Below are 15416 nucleotides of genomic sequence, written 5' to 3'. Positions count from 1 at the left end.
CCGCCATGACAGTCCTGGCCGGAGTGATCAGCTCCTTTCCTGGCGGGCTCTGCTTTCTGGCTGGCCTGATCCTCTCGTCTGGAGGGCGTCGCGAAATGGTGGTTGTCGACAGAGACCTGCGAAAGTCTTCACCCGGTATCAAACCTCCTCCACGGTCATCACCCCGCCAAGGCTCTTCAATGCACCCTTTATCTGCGGGTTGACCGGGAAGTCCTCGCCCAGAAGCACCTCCACCTCCCCCGGCAGGTCAGGATGCATGAGGCAGAGATGGACCGGACCGCGGCCTTTCAGTCTGGATTCCGATCTGGCGCGGTCCAGAAGACCCGCCACGGTGGAAATCGCCTCGGATTCTTCTACAAAAACCCGCAAACCCCGGCCGATCTCGCCGGCGATGTTGTCGTCGATGGGCTGAACGCCGCGGGCGAGCAGCTTCAGGCTGTCGCCCTCCAGCGTGGCCTCGACCTGCAGCACGACATTTGCGCCGGTATCCAGATGCTCCCGCGATGCCTCCAGCACATCGGAGAACATGGTGACCTCGTAAAGCCCCGTCGGGTCGGACAACTGCACGAAGGCGAAGCGGTTGCCCCGTTGGCTCTTGCGTTCCTGCCGGGAGGAGACTGCGCCCGCCATCTTGGCGACGAAGGCCCCGCCCTGCACCCGCGCCTGCACGTCCGCAAGGGTCTTGCAGCCCTTCCGCTTCAGGGCCGGCATGTAATCGTCCAGCGGGTGGCCGGAGAGGTAGAAGCCGATCGCCATGTGTTCATTGGCCAACCGCTCATTGGGAAGCCAGTCGTCGCGGTCTGGCAGGCGCGGTTCGGGCAGGTCGTCGCCCGCCTCCCCGAAGAGCGAGACCTGATCGGAGGCGCGCTGGTCATGGATCGCGGCGGAATAGGCGGTGAGCGCATCGAGGCTGTCGAAGACGCGGGCGCGGTTGCGGTCCAGCTCGTCGAAGGCGCCGGCGCGGGCGAGCATTTCGAGGGAGCGTTTGCCCACGCGCTTGAGATCGGCCCGGCGGGCAAGGTCGAAGAGCGTCGCGAAGGGCGTGTCTCCGCGCGCTTCTTCTATAAGTTTCATGGCCTCGACGCCGACATTCTTGAGCCCGCCAAGGGCATAGACCACCTTGTCGTCCTTCACGCTGAACCTGGCCGAAGAGCGGTTGACACATGGCGGGATCGTCTCGATCTCCAGCCGCGTCGACCTCCTGCTTGTAGACGCCAAGCTTGTCCGTCAGGTGGATGTCGCAATTCATCACCGCGGCCATGAATTCGACCGGGTGATTGGCCTTCAGCCACGCGGTCTGGTAGCTGACGACCGCATAGGCGGCGGCGTGGGATTTGTTGAAACCGTAATTGGCGAACTTGTCGAGCAGGTTCCAGACCTCGATCGCCTTCTTCTCGTCGACGCCGTTTTCCGCGGCGCCTTTGAGGAATTTCGGGCGTTCGGCATCCATCGCCTCCTGAATCTTCTTGCCCATCGCGCGGCGCAGCAGGTCGGCGCCGCCAAGGCTGTAGCCCGCCATCTCCTGCGCGATCTGCATCACCTGTTCCTGATAGACGATGATGCCCTGGGTCTCGTCGAGGATATGGTCGATGGTCGGGTGCAGAAGCTCGCGTTCCGAAATTCCGTTCTTCACCTCGCAGAATTTCGGGATGTTCTCCATCGGGCCGGGCCGGTAGAGCGCGACCAGCGCGATGATATCCTCGATGCAGTCCGGCTTCATGCGCCGGAGCGCGTCCATCATGCCCGAACTTTCCACCTGGAACACCGCGACCGTCTTGGCGGAGGCGTACAGATCGTAGGTTTTCGCGTCATCCAGCGGGATCAGGCCCGGATCGATCACGATCCCCTTTTCTTTTAGAAGATCTATGGCGTTCTGCACCACCGTCAGCGTCTTCAGGCCCAGAAAGTCGAATTTCACCAGCCCTGCGGGCTCCACCCATTTCATGTTGAACTGGGTGGCCGGCATGTCCGAGCGCGGATCCTGATAAAGCGGGACAAGCTCGTCGAGCGGCCGGTCCCCGATCACCACGCCGGCGGCATGGGTGGAGGCATTGCGCAACAGGCCCTCGACCTGCTGGCCATAGGTCAGAAGCCGCTCGACAACCTCCTCCTCCTTGGCCATCTCGCGCAGGCGCGGCTCGTCGGCCAGCGCCTTTTCGATCGAGACGGGTTTGACCCCTTCGACCGGGATCATCTTGGACAGGCGGTCGACCTGCATGAACGGCATCTGCAACACCCGGCCCACATCGCGAATGGCCGCCTTGGACAGCAGCGCGCCGAAAGTGATGATCTGGCCCACCCTGTCGCGGCCATAGCGGTCCTGCACATAGCGGATCACCTCTTCGCGCCGGTCCATGCAGAAATCGATGTCGAAATCCGGCATCGACACCCGTTCGGGGTTCAGGAACCGCTCGAACAGCAGCGAATAGCGGAGCGGGTCCAGATCGGTGATGGTGAGCGCATAGGCCACAAGGCTGCCCGCGCCGGAGCCGCGGCCCGGGCCCACGGGAATATCGTGATCCTTGGCCCATTTGATGAAATCGGCCACGATCAGGAAATAGCCGGGGAAGCCCATGCCCTCGATGATCCCCAGCTCGAATTCGAGGCGTTTGTCGTATTCCTCCACGGGCACGGCGGGCTCGATGATCTCCAGCCGGGCCTTCAGCCCCTCGCGGGCCTGACGGCGCAACTCCTCCACCTCGTTCTCGGCGAAGCGCGGCAGGATCGGGTCGTGGGTGCGCGCCCTAAAGGCGCAGCGGCGCGCGATTTCCACCGTGTTTTCAAGCGCTTCGGGAAGGTCCGCGAAAAGCGCCGCCATCTCGGCGGGAGTCTTGAAGTAATGCTGCGGCGACAGGCGGCGGCGCGGCTCCTGCTGGTCGACATAGGCGCCCTGCGCGATACAGATCAGCGCGTCATGGGCCTCGTACATGTCGGCCTTGGGAAAATAGACATCGTTGGTGGCCACCAGCGGCAGACCCTTCGCCATAGGCGGTTTCGACGAATCCATTCGCTCGGTCAGCCGCTCGGCTTCGGGCGGGCTGGCATCGTCACGGGGATGGCGTTGCAGCTCGATATAGAGCCGGTCGGCATAGATCTCCCGAAGCGCCGAGAGAACCGCGGCGGCGCGGGATTTCTGGCCATCCTGCAAGAGGCGGCCAAGCGGGCCCTCGGGTCCGCCCGTGAGACAGATCAGGCCCGCGCCGTGCCGCGCCAGTTCGGCCATCGTGACATGCGGCAGCGTCCCGTCGCCGCGCAGATAGAGCGCGGAGTTGAGCTTCATCAGATTGGCATAGCCTTCGGCGTTCTGGGCCAGCAGGACCAGCGGCGCGGCCGGGCGCGCGCGCTCCCCCGGGGCAGCGGTTTCGTATTCCACGTCGATCTGGCAGCCGAGGATCGGCTGGACACCGGCCCGGGCCGCGGTTTCGGAAAATTCCAGCGCACAGAACATGTTGTTGGTGTCGGTCACGGCCACGGCGGGCATGCCCGCATCGGCCACGAGACCGGGCAGCTTCTTGACCCGCATCGCCCCTTCAAGGAGCGAATATTCGGTGTGGAGGCGGAGATGGATGAATCGCGGATCACTGCTCATGCGGGCAAGGCTACCGCAGGATGATGGGGCGCGCCACAGGAACGCCACCGGATGTTGGGGATAACCGCAAAATCGAAAACTTAGCCTTCTGGCTTTGTTTCAGCGCATTTTCATGATAGTTAGCCATATGGCTAATCGAATCACACCCGGTCTCGACACCCTCTTTCAGGCGCTTGCCGATCCGACCCGCCGCGCCGTCATCGCGCGTCTGGGCCGGGGGCCCGCGCCGGTCAAGGAACTGGCCGGACCCCACGACATGGCGCTTCCGAGCTTTCTGAAACATCTCGACATGCTGGAACGCTCGGGCCTCGTCCGGTCGCGCAAGTCCGGGCGGGTGCGGGTCTGCACGCTCCACCCCGAGGCCTTCGCCATGGCCGACGCCTGGATTGCACAGCAAAAGCAGCTTTGGGAGGGCCGCATCGACCGGATGGCCGCGCTGGCCGAGGATCTGGAGCGAAAGGAGATGGAATGAATACGGATTTTCAGACATTCGATGTGACGCGGGAGATCGCCGCCCGCCCCGAGACGGTCTATCGCACATGGGCCGAGCCGGATCTGAAGCGCCGCTGGTTCGCCCCGGAAGTATCGAACGGATGGCACGCGGAGGGCTACGAGGCCGATCTGCGCGAGGGTGGCGTGGAACGCAGCCGGTTCCGCCATGACGAGATCGGAAGCTTCCAGTTCGAGGCGCGCTACATCCAGATGCGCGCGCCCGGGCGGCTGGTCTACAGCTTCACCATGGCGACCGCGGAGGCGCTTTTGTCGGCCTCTCTCGCGACCGTCTGCATTCACGCGCATGGGGCCGGCAGCAGGGTGATCTACACCGAACAGGCGGTGTTTCTGGATGGCGGAGACCGGCGCGAGACGCGGCTGGCCGGGACCACGGACCTGATCGCGAAGATGGCGGCAATCGCGGGCGAGGTTGAAAATGCCTGATTTCGATGCCGATGCCGATCTGGAGATCGAACGGCTGATCCGTGCGGCGCCGGAGACGATCTGGCGCTGCTGGGAAGACCCCGATCTGTTCAGGCAATGGTTCACCCCGCCCGGTGTGGAGGTGACCGAGGTGGAGAATGACCTGCGCAGCGGCGGGCGGGCCTTCGTGGTGATGAAGCTGCCCGATGGAACGCTGATGCCGAGCGAGGGCTGTTTCTTCCTTGCCGAGCCCTGTCGGCGGCTGGTTTACGGCGATGCCGTCCGGGCCGGCTTCCGTCCCGGCGACGGGACACCCTTCATGACCGCCGATATCACGCTGACCCCGCAGGCGGGCGGCACGCTTTACCGCGCCCATGTGATGCACAACTCCGCCGAGGCGCGGCGCCGCCATGAGGAGATGGGCTTTGCCGATGGATGGGCGACGACCCTTGCCCAGCTCGACGACCTGGCCAGCGGGCTGGGCTAGCCGCCCGAAAAACGGGCAACTGCCGCAAAGGCGGGCAGGCCCACGGCAGGGAAAGCTTGCAATATGCCGCGTTCCCCGCTTTGCTGGCTGACGGTCGAACAGGGAAACGGGCCGCCTTCTACGCCGCATCGAAGGCCGGAGACCACCCGTAGTTACGGTAACGCGGCGGGCAAATCTCATGAGCATCCGGTTTCTTCTGAATGGGGAACCTGTGGAGGTCGAGGCATCTCCGACGACCACGCTGCTGGATTGGCTGCGCGAGACGCGCGGGCTGACCGGCACGAAAGAAGGCTGCAACGAAGGCGATTGCGGCGCCTGCACCGTGATGGTGACCGATGCGGACGGGGCGCGGGCGCTGAATGCCTGCATTCTGTTCCTGCCGCAGGTGCAGGGCCGCGCGGTGCGAACAGTCGAAGGGCTGGGCGGACCGGAGGGGCAGTTGCACCCGGTTCAGCACGCGATGGTCGCGCACCACGGCAGCCAGTGCGGCTTCTGCACACCGGGCTTCATCGTCTCCATGGCCGTGGCGCATCTGAACGGGCGCAGGGATTTCGACGATCAGCTTGCGGGCAATCTCTGCCGCTGCACGGGCTATGCGCCGATCCTGCGCGCCGCCGAGGCGGCCGCGGCCGAGCCGGTGCCCGACTGGATGCGTACCGATGCGGCGGCGCTGGGCACCCTGGCCGTGCCGGACGCCGTCCCACGGGACGGGGACGGATCGGCGGCCTTCGCCCCACGCTCCGCCGATGCGCTTGCCGCGTGGTATGAGGCCCATCCCGACGCGACGCTGATCGCGGGCGCCACGGATGTGGGTCTATGGGTCACCAAGCAGTTGCGCGATCTGGCCCCGGTGGCGTTCCTGAACCGGTGTGACGACCTGCGCGGGATCACCGACGATGACGGCGTGATCCGCATCGGCGCGATGACCAGCCTGACCGAGCTTGGCGCGTTCTTCGCCGACCGGCACCCGAGCCTTGCGGAGATGATCCGGCGCTACGGCTCGGTGCAGGTGCGCAACGCCGCCACGCTGGGCGGCAACATCGCCAACGGCTCGCCCATCGGGGACAGCCCGCCGGCGCTGATCGCGCTGGGCGCGCGGCTGCATCTGCGCAAGGGAGATGCGCGGCGCGAGATGCCGCTGGAGGCGTTTTTCATCGAGTACGGCAGGCAGGACAGGCAACCCGGCGAGTTCGTCGAGGCGATTTCCCTGCCGGTGCAGGCCGACCGGCTTCGCTGCTACAAGCTCAGCAAACGCTTCGATCAGGATATCTCGGCTGTCTGCGGGTGCTTCAATATTCTTGTAGAAGATGGCACCGTGACATCGGCGCGGATTGCCTTCGGCGGCATGGCGGGCACGCCGAAACGGGCCGGCGCGGTCGAGGCCGCCCTGACCGGCAGCCCCTGGACGGAGGAGACGGTGCGGGCGGCGATGGCGGCGTTCGCGCGCGATTACGCCCCGATGAGCGACATGCGCGCCTCCGCCGACTACCGGATGGAGGCGGCGCGAAACATGCTTCTGCGGGCCTTCCATGAGGATCGGGGCGTGGCGACCGATGTGCTGGCGGTGACGGCATGAGCGCGCACAAGCCCCTGCCCCATGATGCGGCGCGGCTCCATGTGACGGGCGCCGCGCGCTATGTGGACGACATCCCGACGCCCGCGGATTGTCTGCATCTGGCCTTCGGGATCAGCTCCGTCGCGGCGGGCACGGTCACGGCCATGGATCTGGATGCGGTCAGGTCCGCGCCCGGGGTCGTGGCGGTGATGGAAGCGGCGGATTTCGACGTGATCCCGGATTGCTCCCCCTCCAACCACGACGAGCCGCTGGTGAGCGACGGGACGGTGCATTATCTGGGCCAGCCCCTGTTTCTGGTGGTGGCCGACAGCCATCTGGCCGCGCGCAGGGCGGCCCGGGCGGCGCAGGTCTCCTACGCGGAGACGGCGGCCATCCTGACGATCGAGGATGCGCTGGCCGCAGGTTCGATTTTCGAAGACGGACCAAGGGTTTACACCAAGGGCGACGTGACGGCGGCGCTGGCGAGCGCCGATCATGTGGCCGATGGCAGGATCGAGATCGGCGGTCAGGAGCATTTCTATCTGGAGGGACAGGCGGCACTGGCCCTGCCGCAGGAAGACGGCGACATGATCGTGCAGTCATCGTCGCAGCACCCGACCGAGATCCAGCACAAGGTCGCCGATGCGCTTGGCCTGCCGATGCATGGCGTCAGGGTGGAGGTGCGGCGCATGGGCGGTGGTTTCGGCGGGAAGGAGAGCCAGGGCAACCATCTGGCGATTGCCTGCGCCGTGGCCGCGCGTGCCACCGGGCGGCCCTGCAAGATGCGCTACGACCGGGACGACGACTTCCTGATCACCGGCAAACGGCACGACTTCCGGATCGACTACCGGGTCGGGTTCGGAGCGGACGGCCGGATCGCGGGCGTGGATTTCGCCCAATATGTGCGCTGCGGCTGGTCCATGGATCTGAGCCTGCCGGTCGCGGACCGCGCCATGCTGCATGCGGATAACGCCTATCTTCTGCCGGCGGCCCGGATCACCTCCCACCGGCTCAGGACCAACACCCAGAGCGCCACCGCCTTTCGCGGGTTCGGCGGGCCGCAGGGCATGGTGGGGATCGAACGCGTGCTGGACCATGTGGCCCATATCCTGGGGCGCGACCCGCTGGAAGTGCGGCGGGTGAATTACTACCCCCCCGCGCAGGCGGCATCCTCGGATACCGCCACCGGCGACACGCCCGGGGCAAAGACCGGCGCGCCGCTCGACACCGCCGATCTGGCCGGGCGCGGATCGGTCCGGGTGGAGGGCGGCTCCGGCGGCGGGCGGCGGTTCGGCGCGGCCTATTCGCCGGCGCCCGCGGCCACCGGAAACACCACGCCCTACGGGATGGAGGTGGAGGATTTCATCCTGCACGAGATGACGGAGGCCTTGTCGGAAAGCTGCGACTATGCGGGCCGGCGCGCGGCGGCCGCGGCGTGGAACGCGACCCAGCCGGTGCTGAAGAAGGGGATCGCGCTGACGCCGGTGAAATTCGGCATCTCCTTCACGCTCACCCATCTGAACCAGGCAGGTGCCCTGGTGCATGTGTATCAGGATGGCTCCATCCACATGAACCATGGCGGGACCGAGATGGGCCAGGGCCTGTTCCAGAAGGTGGCGCAGGTGGCCGCAAGCCGGTTCGGCGTGGGGCTGGAGCGGGTGAAGATCACGGCCACCGATACCGGCAAGGTGCCCAACACCTCTGCCACGGCGGCCTCCTCCGGCACCGATCTGAACGGGATGGCGGTGAAAGTCGCCTGTGACGAGATCCGGGCCCGGATCGCCCGGGTCGCGGCCCCGCATCTGCAGGCCGAGCCCGAGGCGGTGATCTTCGACGGGGGCATGCTGCGCGCGGACGGCGCGGAGATGACCTTCGAAGAGGCGGTGAGCATGACCTACATGGCGCGCGTCTCGCTCAGCGACACGGGGTTCTACCGCACGCCCAAGCTCGAATGGGACAGGATCGCGGGCCGCGGGCGGCCATTTTTCTATTTCGCCTATGGCGCGGCCTGCACCGAGGTGGTGATCGACACGCTGACCGGCGAGAACCGGATCCTGCGCACCGACATCCTGCACGATGCGGGCGCTTCCCTGAACCCGGCGCTCGATATCGGCCAGATCGAAGGCGGGTTCGTACAGGGCGCGGGCTGGCTGACGACGGAAGAGCTGGTCTGGGATGCCAAGGGCGCGCTCCGGACCCATGCCCCCTCCACCTACAAGATCCCGGCCTGTTCGGACCGGCCCGACATCTTCAATGTCGCGCTCTGGGACCGGCCGAACCGGGAGGAGACGATCTATCGCTCCAAGGCCGTGGGGGAGCCGCCCCTGATGCTGGGCATTTCGGTGCTGATGGCGCTGAGCGACGCCTGCGCGGCCTCCGGGCCCGCCTATCCCGACCTGCATGCCCCCGCGACCGCCGAAGAGGTGCTGCGCGCGGTCGGACGGGCGCGCGCGTGAGCTTCGATCTGCCAGCGCTGCAGCGGGCGGTGGACGCCCATGGCGAGGTTTGCCGGGTCGTTGTGGTGGAAACCCGCGGCTCCACCCCGCGTGAGGTGGGCGCGGCGATGCTGGTCTGGCACGGCGGGCAGTCGGGCACCATCGGCGGCGGGCGGCTGGAGTATGACGCGGCCGCCATGGCGCGCAGCAACCTCGACCGGCAGATCCTTCATTCTGGCAAGGCCTTCGCCCTTGGCCCCGCGCTCGGGCAATGCTGCGGCGGGGCGGTGGTCCTCTCCTTCGAGCTATTCACCCGCGACAGGCTGCCCGGGAGCTTCCCCCATGCCCATCCGGTGATGGCGCCCGGCTCCCGGCCCGAGGCGGTGGACCGCGCCATCGCGCGCGGGGTCGACCGCCCGCTTCATGTCTCGGACTGGTTCATCGAACCCCTCGCCGCGCGCCGCCAGCCGGTCTGGATCTACGGGGCGGGCCATGTGGGGCGGGCGCTGGTCGATGTGCTGGCGCCGCTGCCCGATTTCGCGATCACATGGGTCGATACCGGGCCGCAGCGGTTTCCCGATCCCGTCGCCGATGGCGTCACCGTTCTGCCCGCGGCGCGGCCCGAACTGGCGATGCGCCACGCGGCGGCGGATGCGCATCATCTGATCATGACCTATTCCCATGAGATGGATTTCGCGCTCTGCCACGGGGCGCTCTGCCAGCCGTTTCAAAGCTGCGGGCTGATCGGCAGCGCCACGAAATGGGCGCGCTTCCGGAAACGCCTGGCGGATCTGGGCCACAGCGCTGCACAAATTTCGGGCATCACCTGCCCGATCGGCGATCCGGAACTGGGCAAGCACCCGCAAGCCATTGCAGTGGGCGTCGCCACGCGGTTACTTGGCGGGCAGATGCACGAAAAACCGGCATATTCCCTCCGAAAGATGTTTCGGTGACGGCCCCGCTTCTGGAGATTGCGGGCCTGACCAAGGCCTATCCCGGGGTCGTCGCGAATGACGCGGTGTCCTTCGCCATCCGCCCGGGCGAGGTGCACGCGCTTCTGGGCGAGAACGGCGCGGGCAAATCCACATTGGTCAAGATGATCTATGGGCTGGTCCGGCCGGACGCGGGCAGCATGACGCTGGAGGGGCGGGCCTTCACCCCCGCCGAACCGCGCGCCGCCCGCGCGGCGGGCGTGGCGATGGTGTTTCAGCATTTCAGCCTGTTCGAGGCGCTGAACGTGGCCGAAAACGTGGCTCTCGGAATGGAGGACCCGCCCCGACCGCGCGATCTGGCGCAACAGATCCGGGAGGTGTCCGAAACCTATGGCCTGCCGCTCGACCCGGACCGTCTGGTGGGGGATCTGAGCGCGGGAGAGCGCCAGCGGGTGGAGATCATCCGCTGCCTGCTGCAGGACCCGCAAACTGCTGATCATGGACGAACCGACCAGCGTTCTGACCCCGCAGGAGGTGGAGATCCTGTTCCACACATTGCGGAAACTGAGCGCCGAGGGCACGGCCATTCTCTATATCTCCCACAAGCTTGAGGAGATCCGCGCCCTGTGCGACGCGGCCACGATCCTGAGGCTGGGCAAGGTGGTGGCCGAATGCACCCCGCGCGAGGTCTCGGCGGCGCATATGGCCGAGCTGATGGTGGGCAAGTCGCTGGCCGCGCCGGCGCGCGCCGCCACCCCGCCCGGCTCGGTACTGCTGAAGGTGACGGGCCTCTCGCTGGAGCCCGCCACGCCCTTCGGCACCCCGCTTCGCCATATCGGGATGGAACTGCGGGCGGGCGAGATCCTCGGCATCGGCGGGGTCGCGGGCAACGGGCAGGACGAGCTTTTGGCGGCGCTCTCGGGCGAGGCCCGCACGAGCCCTGGCGCGATCGCGCTGGAAGGCGCGCAGATCGGCGCGCTTGGCCCGAACGAGCGGCGCAGGCTGGGGCTGCTCTGCGCGCCGGAGGAACGGCTGGGCCATGCGGCCGCCCCGGATATGAGCCTGACGGAAAACGCGCTTCTGACCGCGCGGCTGAGACAGGGGCTCGACCGGCACGGGTTTCTGAACTGGAACGGGGCGCAGGCCTATGCCGAGCAGGTGATCGCGAAATTCGACGTGCGCACGCCGGGGGCCCATGTGGCGGCCCGGGCGCTCTCGGGCGGAAATCTGCAGAAATTCGTGATCGGGCGGGAGATCATGCAGGCCCCCCGCGTTCTGGTGGTCAACCAGCCGACCTGGGGCGTGGATGCCAGCGCCGCCGCCGATATCCGGCAGGCGCTTCTCGATCTGGCGCAGAACGGCGCGGCGGTGATCTGCATCTCACAGGATCTGGACGAGTTGCTGGAGATCTCCGACCGGTTCTGCGCCCTGAACGAAGGGCGGCTGAGCGCCCCGCGTCCGGCCCGCGGGCTGAGCATGGAAGAGATCGGCCTGATGCTGGGCGGCGCCCATGACATGCACGAGGCCGATGGCGAGATGCCCCATGTTCCGGCTTGAAAAACGGCCCATGCCGTCGCGGGTCTGGATCCTCGCGACCCCGGTCATCGCGGTGATCCTGACGATGATCGCCGGCGGGATCATGTTCGCGATACTGGGTCAGGACCCGGTGGAGGCGATCCGGATCATCTTCCTCGACCCGCTGTTCGACGAACGCTTCGCAAGCTTATTCCCGCCCGCAACTGCTGGTCAAGGCCGGGCCGCTGATCCTGATCGCGATCGGGCTTGCGCTGGGCTTCCGGGCCGGCATCTGGAATATCGGCGCGGAGGGGCAATACATCATCGGCGCGATCTGCGGCGCCGCATTCGGGCTGGCCTTCTACCCGTCGGAGAGCCTGCTGATCTTTCCCCGGCATGGTGCTGGCCGGCGCTGTTCGGCGGCTGGGCCTGGGCGATGATCCCGGCGGTGCTGAAGCATCCGGTTCCGGCACCAACGAGATCCTCGTGTCGCTGCTGCTGGTCTATGTGGCCGAGGCAGATCCTCGCCTCCGATGGCGCACGGGCTTTCTGACGCAATCCCGACGGGCTGCGGCTTTCCCGGCAGCCGCAACCTGCAGCCAGCATCCCGGCACCGACAATGCTGGAACTGATCGCGGGCACGGGCATGCACTGGGGCGTGGTCGCGGCCTTCATCGCGGTGATCTTCAGCCTATGTGCTGCTGAACCGGCACCTGATGGGCTATCAGATCAAGCTGGCCGGGTCAGGCCCCGCGCGCGGCGAAATTCGCGGGCGTGAACCCGACCCGGCTGATCGCTGCTCTGCCTCGGCGTGTCCGGCGCGCTGGCGGGGATGGCGGGGCTGTTCGAGGTGGCGGGCCCGGCGGGCCAGATCAGCATCGACTTCAATGTCGGCTACGGCTTCACCGCGATCATCGTGGCCTTTCTGGGCCGCCTGCACCCGGTGGGGATCCTGCTGGCGGGCCTCCTGATGGCGCTGACCTATATCGGGGGCGAACTGGCGCAGCTGATGCTGGGTATCCCCGCCTCCGCGATCCAGGCGTTTCAGGGGATGCTCCTGTTCTTCCTGCTCGCGCTGGATGTACTCTCGAACTACCGGGTCAGGATCGGCCGGGAGGTCGCGGCATGGATTGGGCATCGACCCGGTCACTCCTGATCGCCGCGCTGATCGGTCGCCGCCACGCCGCATCCTTCTGGCCGCCATCGGCGAACTGGTGGTGGAGAAATCCGGCGTGCTGAATCTCGGCGTCGAGGGGATGATGATCGTCGGCGCGGTCTCGCGGCTTCGCCATCGCGGTCAACACCGGCTCGCCCTGGCTCGGCTTCGCGGCGGGCGCGGTGGGCGGCGCGGTGCCTGTCGCTGATCTTCGCGCTTCTGACCCAGTATCTTCTGTCCAATCAGGTCGCCACCGGGCTGGCGCTCACGCTTTTCGGCCTCGGCCTGTCCTCGTTGATGGGCGAGGCCTATACCGGTATCAACCCGCCGCTTACCCCCGATCTGTTCCCGCAGGCGCTGCGCGACATCCCCGTCGCCGGGCCGATCCTCTTCGGCCATGACCTCGTCATCTATCTCTCCGTTCTGCTGGTGGCCGGGGTCTGGTACGCCCTGCGCCACACCCGCATGGGCCTGATCCTGCGCGCGGTGGGCGAAAGCCACGACGCGGCCCATGCGCTGGGCTACAAGGTGATCCGCATCCGCATCTGCGCGATCCTGTTCGGCGGGGCCTGCGCCGGGCTGGGCGGGGCCTATCTGAGCCTTGTCCGCGTGCCCCTCCTGGACCGAGGGGATGACCGCAGGCGCCGGCTGGATCGCGCTGGCCATCGTGGTCTTCGCCAGTTGGAAGCCATGGCGCGCGCTGATCGGGGCCTATCTTTTCGGCGGCATCGCGGCGCTGCAACTGCGGCTGCAGGCCGCCGAAATCAACATTCCGGTCATGTTTCTCGACATGTCGCCCTATCTGGTGACGATCATCGTTCTGGTCATTATTTCCTCCGACAGGGGCAGGGCCGCATTGAATGCACCCGCAGCCTTGGGCAAGGTGTTCCATGCCAGCGGTTAAGGGGGCCCATGACACGCGCCGGGATCATCCAGCTTCTCGATGGAACGCACCCGCGCGACGGGCGCGGGGTGGCGCTGGCGCTGAACGCGCTGATCCTCTTGTCGGCCATCGCCATCGCGATGGAAACGATGCCGGACCTGCCGCAGCCGGTCACGCGCCTGCTTGGCTGGTTCGAGATCGCGGTGCTGGCCATCTTCGCGCTGGAATACATCACCCGCATCCTCTGTTCCCCCCGGCCGCTGAGATATGTCTTCAGCTTCTGGGGCCTCATCGACCTTCTGGCGATCCTGCCTCTTCTGGCGATCCTGCAACCGCAATGGACCGCGGTGCGGATCCTGCGGCTCGTGCGGCTGATCCGGCTGCTGAAACTGTTCCGCACCTCGCGGGCGCTGGACCGGATGGCGCGCGCCTTCCATGCGGTCAAGGGCGAGTTGACGGTCTTCGGCGTGCTGGCCGCGATGATGCTCTATGTCTCGGCGGTGGGCATCTATGTCTTCGAACACCCGGCCCAGCCCGAGGCCTTCACCTCGATCCCGATGTCGCTCTGGTGGGCCGTCGCCTCGCTGACCACGGTGGGCTATGGCGATCTGGTGCCGATCACGCTTGGCGGGCGGCTGTTCACGACGCTGGTCCTGTTCATCGGGCTGGGCATCGTCGCGGGCCCGGCGGCCATTATCACAACCGCCCTTCTGGAGGCGGATAAATACGAGGCGGGGCCGAGCACCCCAACCGAAACGGAAAACACGTCCAACAAGGAGACCAAGGAATGAAACCCAACTTGACATATCTCGCCGGCGCCGCGCTGGCGCTTGGGCTGGCCGCGCCGGCCATCGCCCAGGACGAGCCGCTGCAGGTCGGCTTCGTCTATGTCGGCTCGATCGGCGATCTGGGCTGGACCTACGAGCATGACCAGTCCCGCCTTGCGGTGGAGGAGCATTTCGGCGACGCGGTCGAAACCACCTATGTGGAGAACGTGCCCGAAGGCGCGGATGCGGAGCGGGTGATGACCCAGATGGTGCTGAACGGCGCCGATCTGATCTTCACCACCTCGTTCGGCTACATGGATGCCACCAACGCGGTCGCCGCGCGCTTTCCCGAGGTCTATTTCGAACACGCCACCGGATACCGCCGCGATCATCCCAACGTCTCCACCTATTCGGCCCGCTTCTATGAAGGCCGCGCGGTGATCGGCCATATCGCGGGCCATATGACTGAAAGCAACATCGTGGGCTATATCGCCTCCTACCCGATCCCCGAGGTGATCCGGGGCATCAATTCGGCCTATCTCCACGCCCGCGAGGTCAACCCCGATGTCGAGTTTCGCGTGGTCTGGGTCTACACATGGTTCGACCCCGCGCAGGAAGCCGATGCGGCCCAGGCCCTGATCGATCAGGGCGCAGACGTGATCATGCAGCATACCGACAGCACCGCGCCGATGACCGTCGCCGCCGAGGCCGAGGTGGTGGCCTTCGGGCAGGCCTCCGACATGGAGCAGTTCGCGCCCTTCCCGCGCGTCGCTTCGATCATCGACAACTGGGCGCCCTATTACATCGCCCGGACGCAGGCGGTGATGGACGGCACATGGGAAAGCGTCGACACATGGGATGGGATCGCACCGGGCATGGTAGAACTGGGCGAGTTCTCCGAGCGGATCCCCGAAGATGTCCGCGCCTCGGCGCAGGCGCTGGCCGACAGCATCGCGGATGGCAGCTATCACCCGTTCACCGGGCCGATCAACCGGCAGGACGGCACCGTCTGGCTGGCCGAAGGCGAAGTGGCCGATGACGGCACGCTGGCGGGCATGGATTTCTACGTCGAAGGCATCACCGGCGAGATACCCAACTGATCCGGCCAGACGGATCGACCGATCAGGATACCGAAAGGCCCGCCGTTTCGCGCGGGCCTTTCCGCATTCGTGCGGCCCGATC

At 66.6% G+C, this 15416-nt stretch carries 8 protein-coding genes and 4 pseudogenes; 11 read left to right on the top strand and 1 reads right to left on the bottom strand.

The features are described 5' to 3' along the window. Positions 1–138: 138 nt before the first annotated feature. Positions 139–3589: pseudogene (gene dnaE / locus ACQ651_RS19890) on the bottom strand (DNA polymerase III subunit alpha). A 127-nt stretch (positions 3590–3716) separates the two neighbouring features. Between dnaE and ACQ651_RS19885 the strand changes: the two are divergent. The 11 genes and pseudogenes from ACQ651_RS19885 to ACQ651_RS19835 all read left to right on the top strand — a co-directional run bounded on the left by ACQ651_RS19885 (position 3717) and on the right by ACQ651_RS19835 (position 15334). Beyond that, positions 3717–4061, top strand: a complete 345-nt coding sequence (locus tag ACQ651_RS19885; protein WP_227284478.1) for an ArsR/SmtB family transcription factor — start codon at positions 3717–3719, stop codon at positions 4059–4061. Then, the gene (locus tag ACQ651_RS19880; protein WP_375550662.1) at positions 4058–4525 is read left to right on the top strand and encodes an SRPBCC domain-containing protein; all 468 of its coding nucleotides are present in this window, start codon (positions 4058–4060) and stop codon (positions 4523–4525) included. The genes ACQ651_RS19885 and ACQ651_RS19880 overlap by 4 nt, the downstream gene beginning before the upstream one ends. Next, entirely contained in the window at positions 4518–4991 is a 474-nt protein-coding gene (locus tag ACQ651_RS19875) for an SRPBCC domain-containing protein (RefSeq protein ID WP_430450256.1), read from the top strand. The genes ACQ651_RS19880 and ACQ651_RS19875 overlap by 8 nt, the downstream gene beginning before the upstream one ends. A 178-nt stretch (positions 4992–5169) precedes the next feature. Continuing rightward, positions 5170–6567 (top strand): xanthine dehydrogenase small subunit, encoded by a 1398-nt coding sequence (gene xdhA, locus ACQ651_RS19870; protein ID WP_430450255.1) that lies wholly within the window; start codon positions 5170–5172, stop codon positions 6565–6567. After that, positions 6564–9002, top strand: coding sequence for a xanthine dehydrogenase molybdopterin binding subunit (xdhB, locus tag ACQ651_RS19865; protein WP_430450254.1), 2439 nt, complete (start codon positions 6564–6566; stop codon positions 9000–9002). Before xdhA ends, xdhB begins: the two co-directional genes overlap by 4 nt. Further along, a complete protein-coding gene (gene xdhC / locus ACQ651_RS19860) occupies positions 8999–9934 on the top strand; it encodes a xanthine dehydrogenase accessory protein XdhC (RefSeq protein ID WP_430450253.1) in 936 nt (311 codons plus the stop codon). Before xdhB ends, xdhC begins: the two co-directional genes overlap by 4 nt. Next, a pseudogene (locus tag ACQ651_RS19855) lies at positions 9931–11470 on the top strand (ABC transporter ATP-binding protein). Before xdhC ends, ACQ651_RS19855 begins: the two are co-directional and overlap by 4 nt. Then, a pseudogene (locus ACQ651_RS19850) lies at positions 11457–12584 on the top strand (ABC transporter permease). The pseudogenes ACQ651_RS19855 and ACQ651_RS19850 overlap by 14 nt, the downstream one beginning before the upstream one ends. After that, positions 12554–13488 (top strand): annotated as a pseudogene (locus ACQ651_RS19845) (ABC transporter permease). The pseudogenes ACQ651_RS19850 and ACQ651_RS19845 overlap by 31 nt, the downstream one beginning before the upstream one ends. A gap of 8 nt (positions 13489–13496) precedes the next feature. Further along, positions 13497–14258 carry an ion transporter gene (locus tag ACQ651_RS19840; protein ID WP_227284486.1) on the top strand — a complete coding sequence of 254 codons (762 nt, stop codon included), beginning with the start codon at positions 13497–13499 and terminating at the stop codon, positions 14256–14258. After that, complete coding sequence (locus ACQ651_RS19835) at positions 14255–15334, top strand: BMP family ABC transporter substrate-binding protein (protein ID WP_375550670.1); 1080 nt, start codon at positions 14255–14257, stop codon at positions 15332–15334. Before ACQ651_RS19840 ends, ACQ651_RS19835 begins: the two co-directional genes overlap by 4 nt. The last annotated feature ends 82 nt before the right edge of the window (positions 15335–15416 follow it).

The sequence above is a fragment of the Rhodophyticola sp. genome, from assembly GCF_965284195.1.
Lineage (GTDB): Bacteria > Pseudomonadota > Alphaproteobacteria > Rhodobacterales > Rhodobacteraceae > Rhodophyticola.
The sequence above is the reverse complement of the archived record's forward strand: the minus strand, read 5'-3'. Positions and strand labels throughout refer to the sequence as shown.

Excerpts from the sequence above, each read along its gene's own strand:
- ACQ651_RS19880 (WP_375550662.1), top strand. The coding sequence starts at position 4,058 with ATGAATACGGATTTTCAGACATTCGATGTGACGCGGGAGATCGCCGCC.
- ACQ651_RS19885 (WP_227284478.1), top strand. The coding sequence starts at position 3,717 with ATGGCTAATCGAATCACACCCGGTCTCGACACCCTCTTTCAGGCGCTT.
- ACQ651_RS19840 (WP_227284486.1), top strand. The coding sequence starts at position 13,497 with ATGACACGCGCCGGGATCATCCAGCTTCTCGATGGAACGCACCCGCGC.
- xdhB (WP_430450254.1), top strand. The coding sequence starts at position 6,564 with ATGAGCGCGCACAAGCCCCTGCCCCATGATGCGGCGCGGCTCCATGTG.
- xdhA (WP_430450255.1), top strand. The coding sequence starts at position 5,170 with ATGAGCATCCGGTTTCTTCTGAATGGGGAACCTGTGGAGGTCGAGGCA.
- ACQ651_RS19875 (WP_430450256.1), top strand. The coding sequence starts at position 4,518 with ATGCCTGATTTCGATGCCGATGCCGATCTGGAGATCGAACGGCTGATC.
- ACQ651_RS19835 (WP_375550670.1), top strand. The coding sequence starts at position 14,255 with ATGAAACCCAACTTGACATATCTCGCCGGCGCCGCGCTGGCGCTTGGG.